Annotated in this window: 10 protein-coding genes; 2 read left to right on the top strand and 8 right to left on the bottom strand. The window is 55.1% G+C overall.

Going from position 1 to position 6,365, the window contains the following annotated elements; all coding sequences use genetic code 11:
• A partial coding sequence (locus tag E3E42_RS05135; RefSeq protein WP_167903209.1) for a nicotinate-nucleotide--dimethylbenzimidazole phosphoribosyltransferase occupies positions 1-670 on the bottom strand: 670 nt, incomplete at its 3' end.
• 68 nt (positions 671-738) lie between these two features.
• Here E3E42_RS05135 and E3E42_RS05130 point away from each other — a divergent pair.
• Positions 739-2,190 (top strand): cobyric acid synthase, encoded by a 1,452-nt coding sequence (locus tag E3E42_RS05130; protein ID WP_167903070.1) that lies wholly within the window; start codon positions 739-741, stop codon positions 2,188-2,190.
• Here the strand turns inward: E3E42_RS05130 and E3E42_RS12175 are convergent.
• Genes E3E42_RS12175 through E3E42_RS12170 form a run of 4 tightly spaced genes read right to left on the bottom strand, consistent with a single transcriptional unit; the run spans position 2,187 to position 4,069 of the window.
• Positions 2,187-3,125, bottom strand: a complete 939-nt coding sequence (locus E3E42_RS12175; protein WP_167903068.1) for a DUF4268 domain-containing protein — start codon at positions 3,123-3,125, stop codon at positions 2,187-2,189. The two genes, E3E42_RS05130 and E3E42_RS12175, sit on opposite strands and share 4 nt — an antisense overlap.
• Positions 3,126-3,129: 4 nt before the next feature.
• Positions 3,130-3,351, bottom strand: a complete 222-nt coding sequence (locus E3E42_RS05120) for a hypothetical protein (RefSeq protein WP_167903066.1) — start codon at positions 3,349-3,351, stop codon at positions 3,130-3,132.
• On the bottom strand, positions 3,315-3,926 hold the full coding sequence (locus E3E42_RS05115; RefSeq protein WP_167903064.1) for an NTP transferase domain-containing protein: 612 nt from the start codon (positions 3,924-3,926) through the stop codon (positions 3,315-3,317). The genes E3E42_RS05120 and E3E42_RS05115 overlap by 37 nt, the downstream gene beginning before the upstream one ends.
• A complete protein-coding gene (locus E3E42_RS12170; RefSeq protein WP_370519602.1) occupies positions 3,923-4,069 on the bottom strand; it encodes a hypothetical protein in 147 nt (48 codons plus the stop codon). The genes E3E42_RS05115 and E3E42_RS12170 overlap by 4 nt, the downstream gene beginning before the upstream one ends.
• 169 nt (positions 4,070-4,238) lie before the next feature.
• On the opposite strand from E3E42_RS12170, the gene E3E42_RS05110 reads away from it, so the two are divergent.
• Positions 4,239-5,078 carry an MJ1477/TM1410 family putative glycoside hydrolase gene (locus E3E42_RS05110; protein WP_370519601.1) on the top strand — a complete coding sequence of 280 codons (840 nt, stop codon included), beginning with the start codon at positions 4,239-4,241 and terminating at the stop codon, positions 5,076-5,078.
• Here E3E42_RS05110 and E3E42_RS05105 read toward each other — a convergent pair.
• The 3 genes from E3E42_RS05105 to cobS are packed head-to-tail and all read right to left on the bottom strand — an operon-like array spanning position 5,065 to position 6,365.
• Positions 5,065-5,445 (bottom strand): PIN domain-containing protein, encoded by a 381-nt coding sequence (locus E3E42_RS05105; RefSeq protein WP_167903062.1) that lies wholly within the window; start codon positions 5,443-5,445, stop codon positions 5,065-5,067. The two genes, E3E42_RS05110 and E3E42_RS05105, sit on opposite strands and share 14 nt — an antisense overlap.
• Positions 5,432-5,641: a DUF2281 domain-containing protein gene (locus E3E42_RS05100; RefSeq protein WP_167773334.1), complete on the bottom strand. Its 210-nt coding sequence runs from the start codon at positions 5,639-5,641 to the stop codon at positions 5,432-5,434. Before E3E42_RS05100 ends, E3E42_RS05105 begins: the two co-directional genes overlap by 14 nt.
• A gap of 31 nt (positions 5,642-5,672) precedes the next feature.
• The gene (cobS, locus tag E3E42_RS05095) at positions 5,673-6,365 is read right to left on the bottom strand and encodes an adenosylcobinamide-GDP ribazoletransferase (RefSeq protein WP_167903060.1); all 693 of its coding nucleotides are present in this window, start codon (positions 6,363-6,365) and stop codon (positions 5,673-5,675) included.

Here is a 6,365-nt window from a genome sequence, read left to right as displayed (position 1 = left end):
CAGCTAAGACGACGCTCTTCCTGAAGCCGAGGGAAATACCCACCACCGTTGCCATCATGGGGTCGCCGAACTGCCTCAGGGCCTCAAGCGGGTTGTCCTTCAGTTGACCTTTCCCGATTCCGGCCCTCTCGAAGGCCTCGCCGATTACCCTCTCCTTGAGGCCCTGCGGGTTGTTCGGTGAAGCTGAACTGGTCTTCGCGTCGTAGCCGAGTGCCCACAGGACAGCCTGAGCGGTCGTCGTTCCTCCGGGCGTTGATTCCCCGATGACGAGTTCTTTGATCGGCAGTTTGTTGAGCTCCTCGCCGAACAGCCTGGCGCGCTTTATTATCTCCCCGAACTCGGGTAAAGCCGGCCCATTTCTGAAGTCTCTCCCAATGGCGTCGCTGACGTGCACGTGCGGGACGAGGGGAGCGAGATAAGTTCCGCCCCTCACGACCAGAACGGGGAAGTTCGCGAGCTCCCTCGCGGCCTTGGTTATTATCGCAGGCGTCGGATGCCCTTCGGGCGTTACGGGAATCACGTCTATGGTCAGGGGCTTCTCGTGGAAGAGGTATTCCGCATCGGCCACCGGTGTGAGCTTCGTCAGCTCAGGGGTTGCCCCGGCGACGCTTATTCCGGGTACGGTGCTTATCTCTGTGTTCCCCAAGACGAGAAGGAAGAGGCTCTCCATTCCAACCACCGCTGGAGTTTTTATCCAAGGGTTTATATGCCCTTCGGCCAACTGTGAACGGTGGGAGAATGGGAAAGGCCCTGATGGTGCTTGGAACCTCGTCCGGAGCCGGCAAGTCGCTCCTCGTTACCGCACTATGCCGGATTTTCTCGAACCTCGGTTACGACGTCGTCCCCTTCAAGAGCCAGAACATGAGCCTGAACTCCGCACCGAGCATAGAGGGCGGCGAGATAAGCCGTGCGCAGTATTTACAGGCGATAGCCTGCCGGAAGAGGCCGTCGGTGAAGTTCAACCCGATTCTGCTCAAGCCTGAAGGCAACATGAGGAGCCAGGTCGTCTTCATGGGGAAGCCAATAGGTAGCGTTTCGGCCAGAGATTACATGCTCTCCCGGAAGGAGGAGCTCTTCAGGAAGGTGATGGAAGTTCTCGACGGGCTCAAGGAGGAGCACGACCTGGTGATAATCGAGGGCGCAGGCAGTCCGGTCGAGATTAACCTGAGGGACTACGACATAGCGAACACCCGCGTCATGCTCCACGCAAAGGCCAAAGGGATCCTCGTTACTGACATAGACCGGGGCGGGAGCTTCGCCAGCATAGTGGGCACGATGGAGCTTTTGAATGAACGCGAGAGGGAAGCGGTAATCGGCTTCGTCTTCAACAAGTTCCGCGGGGACGCTTCCCTCCTCCGGCCTGGCTTTGAGTACCTGGAGAGGCGCTACGGGAAGCCTACCCTCGGCGTTATCCCCTACGTCGAGCACCGCCTACCGGAAGAGGACTCCCTGGCGGAGTTCCCGAAGGTGAAGGGCGAGCTCCACATTCAGATAGTAAAGCTCCCCCACATAAGCAACTTTACAGATTTTGAGCCCCTCCACTGGGCCAACGGCGTTGATTACGTCACCAGGGCGGAGGAGATCAAGGGCGACGTCATCATAATCCCCGGGAGCAAGAACACTGTCGAGGATCTGCTCTGGCTTCGTGAAAATGGCTTTGAAGATGCCATACTGGAGGCCCACAGGGAAGGCTCTTTCGTCGTCGGAATCTGCGGCGGCTTCCAGATGCTGGGCGAGAAGATAACAGACACCGTCGAATCGAAGCGCGGAACGGTCAGGGGCATCGGCCTTCTGCCGGCCAAGACCTTCTTCGGGAAGGTCAAGAGGACGAACCACCTGAGAGCAGAAGTTCTATGGGGGCCGGCTAAGGGAATGGCGGTTGAGGGCTACGAGATACGCTTCGGCAGGAGCACCTCTGCGAAGCCTTTCTCGGTGATAACGGCAGTAAACGGGGTGAAAACCTTTGAGCCTGAGGGGGCGATTGGCAAGAGGGCCTTCGGCACCTACCTGCACGGCATCTTCCACAACTTCACCTTCACCGAGCGGTTCCTCAACTCCCTCCGGGCGAAGAGGGGTCTCGAACCGGTTTCCATCGAAGGCTGGAGCATAGAGGAGGAGATAGAGAGGTTCGCAAGGGTCGTTGAGAGACACCTCGACGTGGAGAGGATCTTGGAGGAGCTGGGGGTTTAGTGACACCTCTGGAGTATCTTCTTAGTGGCTTTCTCAAGCTTCTTCATCTCTGAAGCAAGTCTCCTGGCGAGTGCTTCCCTCTCTTTCTCTGTCATTTCAAAGGGAGACCTTTCGAGGGGATAATAGATGCTCATTCTCTTTGAGCCCCGAGTGGTCCCATAAGGTTCTTCCCACTGAATGTTGTCGGGAGATACGTTCATCGCCCGCGAGATTTCAGCGACGTGCTCCTTGAGGCATCTCTGTATCCGCTCGTTTTCTTCGGAGGAGGGCTTTCCGATGTAGATCCCAATCGCAAACTTATCCTCCCATATGCGCCATTCATACTGAACGTTGGAAACTCCACTGCCAAATACCTGTCTGAACCTGGGCTGGGGTCTGAGATTCTTGCCGTAAACCTCCAAAACCCTCCTCCAGATGTCTAGATAACTTTCCTGTCTTGGTCCAAGTCTATCAACTGCGCTCCTGCTGATTTTCCTCCATTGATTCGGCATTATAACGACATCAAAATCAACCGCATACGGGGAATCCCCAATCTTTACCGCTTTTACTTCCAGCCCAAAGAACCCAATATCCTGGCCGGTGTTCTCGTTCAGCCAGTTCAGCGCCTGCTTGTGTTCGTCTGAGAATTTCTCGGCTATCCATACTATAACCTTTGCATCTACCCCCGAGGCATATGTGAGGATTTTGCCAAGGTGATCGTGGTCCGTTTTTCCAAACTGGTTTTCAATGATAACCATTGCCCCGTTGTTGGTGTCCCTGGCTATTATGTCCGCGAAATAGTTTCCAATCTGGTATTCTCTCTCGATGTCCTCAAGTTCCACACCTATTTTCTCCTCGAGAATCTCAATGTTCTCAACCAGCCAGTCGCTGAACTCCTCCTCACGAGAAAAGACCTTTTTAATCGAGGACGTGCTCAGGCGGGCTATTTCTACCACAACATCACCTCCAATAATCCTCGGGGCTCTCAAGCTCCTTGGGAGGGTGTCTCTTCTTCCACCACCCCTTGGCCGCTCCGACAACGAGCAGGATTACTATCAGCGGGACCAGAACCACCAGGAACGCGGCCGCGAAGAGGAGAAGGCCCAGTATGATTATCACGCCGATTATCGCGAGGGCCATGAACATCAAAAAACCGCCGATGGACGACCCTGAGCCTTCCATTCAACCACCTCCCTGGAGTTCGCGGAAGGCCTTAAATGGTTTTTCCACAGTCCCGCTATCCCTTCGGCGAGCTTTAACTCCCCCGGAGTGTTCACGTTGAGAGCCAATAGCGGGTTGCTCAGCTCGAAGAACTTTTCTCCCTCGGTTCCAACGGCGTTGAGGCCGATTACCGCGTAGCCCCTGTAGGTGAGGGGGTGCAGGTCCTTTGGCACCCTGTCAAGTGGGAGAACGCCCGTTAAACTCGTCCTCCCGTCGAAGGCCTCCCCTATGGCCATCACATCGCTCGCCTTCAGGAAGGGCAAATCAGCGGAGACGCTTAGGAAGGGCCCGAACTCGCGGAGGAGGAAAAGGGTGTCCTCCACGTAGCCCCTGCCCGGCGTTTCAACGATGGGAATCCCCTCGCGGAGACAGAGCTCCCTCGTCTTCGGCGCGTTTCTGGAGACGGCAACGAGCACTTCCCCGACTTTTTCCGCCTCCCCGTAAACGCGCAGGAGCATCGGCCTGCCCCCGACCTTCAGGACGGGCTTCTCCCGGCCCATTCTGCTCGACCGCCCGCCGGCCATGATGATTATCATGGAAGGGAATAGCGGGCAACGGTTAAAAGGCCTTCCGTCCGGTTAATACCTATGCGGTCTGTCGGCGTGATGTTCCTCTCGCTCCTCATAGTTCTGGCGTCCGCCTGTCTCTCAAACGCTCCAGCCGGGGAGAAAACCGGCACGCCTTCGGCCCCTTCTCCCCATATACTCGGAACGACGTCCCCTTCCCCTCCAGCTCTACCGAATTCAACAGAAATAGCCCGTCAAAACCTGACATCAACGACCCGGACCACTCCAAAACGTGAAAACTCAAGCCAAATCCAACATAAGAGAACACTGAACCTCTCCTCGGTGAGGAGCTGGGCCTACTGGCTGCAGAACGCCAGCCCGGAGGTTATAGCGAAGAGCGGCTTCGACTTAATCGTCATGGACTACTCAAGGGACGGGGGCGATGAGACAGCCTACACGCGGGAGGAAATAGCTGAGATTAAGAGGGCCAGGGTAATTCCCATAGCCTACATCAGCATCGGCGAAGCTGAGGACTACCGCTTCTACTGGAACGAAAGCTGGAAGACGGAGCCACCGGATTGGCTCGGCCCGGAAAATCCAGAGTGGCCAGGGGATTACGCCGTTAAGTACTGGAATGACGGCTGGAAGAGGATAGTCTTTGAGTACCTCGACAGAATCATCACTCAGGGCTTTAGGGGGGTTTATCTCGACAAGGTTGATGAGTACTGGTTCTGGGCTGAGAACGGCTACGACGAGAACTGGACTGCGGGGCAGATGATCGAGTTCATACTCCAGATAGCCAACTACGCCCGCTCTAAGGCGGGTGAGGATTTCATTGTAATCCCTCAGAACGGGGAGTGGCTCCTCAACTACGACAACGGGAGCCTTCTGAAGGCCGTCTCCGGCTGGGCGAGTGAAGATGTCTTCTACGACGGCCTCAAACCGAGCCCTTGGACGGACGAGAAAGTTCCCCTCCTGGACAGGGTTGTTAAGGCGGGAAAAGTTGTTCTGGTCGTGGATTACCTCGATGACGGGACAAGGAGCGGGGAAGACCTCGCGAGAATCCTCGACTTCATTGAAAAGGCCAGGGAGAGGGGATACGTACCCTACGCGGCACTCGAAGACAGGGAGCTGGACGAGCTTAATGTGATTCCAGGGGTTCAGCCTCCTACAGAAAAATGACCTTGAGAGAATATGGGGCTTTTCTAAAATCTTTGTCCATTGTTACAATAGTTAGGTCTTTCGAAACTGCAACGGCACATTGATAAGCATCGTCAAAATCTAATCCATACTTCTGGTGAAACTCGACGACCGTTTGGTACTCTGAATCGGAAAGCGTTACAATTTCGACGTTTGGAAGCGTGTCTTGGAGGAAATCCAGAAAAACCTCAGGTCGTCCAAGCCTAAAAAGAACAACCCCTATCGAATGAAGAGTGAAATCACTCATGAGAAGTTCTCCCGGGTGTGAATTCAAAAATCGCTTTGCTACCTCTTTCTTTTCTTGACCTAGAAGAATCTCAAGGAAAACGTTCGTGTCAATCAGATACATTCTCCCGCCACTCCAAGGCCTTGTGCTGAAGCTCAACGGAGGTCATCTTAACGTCCTTCAGCTTTCCTTCCCATGTAAACCTGAATCCTCTAACCTCCCGCTTTCCATATTTCTGAAGCAGGAACTCCGCGTAGTCTAAAAGCTCCCTTCGGGCCTCGGGTGGAAGTTTGGCAAATATTCTCTCCACCTCTTCCATTCTCCCACCGCCTTTTTTTGCGTGTTATCCTTTAAATCCATTGCCATGCAAACGCCATAACCAAAAGCGTCCCGGTCCTCGTTATCTCCGCCACTGCCCCTATGCAGTCTCCGTTAAGGCCGCCGAAGTTCTTCAGCGAGATGTGTATGGCATAAACCCCTGTCAGAAGGCCGAGGAGAGATGCAAGCGCGGAGGGTTCGATCAGGACAAAGGGGATCAGCAGGAGGTAGAGGGCCGTTCCGATGGCCATCTGTTTTCGGTTCATCCCCTCCATGAAGTATGCCCCCAGGCCGGAGCCGAGCGGTTTTCTCGTTGCCAGCGCGAGGAGCATGGCGAACTTGGAGTTGAGTTCGGCCAAAAAGAGCGCGTAGAAGGGAACGAGCGGGAGCGAGTAAACTTGGAGGAGCAGAACCATGACCACCGCGAAGAGGCCCGCTATTCCGGTGTTCAGATCCTTCATTGCCTTTATCTTCCTCTCGCGGTCACCCTTCACCATTATCCCATCGGCCCAGTCGGCGAGGCCGTCAAGGTGCAGGAGGCCTATGGTGAGGTAGAGCGCGAGGAGTGCAAGAACGTTGGCGAGGGGGAGTCCGAGGTAAAGAACAGCCGTCGGGAGGGCTGAAGTAACCATGGAGAGGAAAGGAAAAGCCCAGAGTTCTTTCCTGGCCTTCTCGAAGTCTCCTTTTACTGGAATCCTTGTCAGGAACGGTAGGAGGTTCTTCAT

The organism is Thermococcus sp. JdF3 (assembly GCF_012027495.1).
Lineage (GTDB): Archaea > Methanobacteriota_B > Thermococci > Thermococcales > Thermococcaceae > Thermococcus.
Note: the sequence above shows the minus strand (reverse complement) of the source record. Positions and strands in the feature narration are given on the sequence as shown.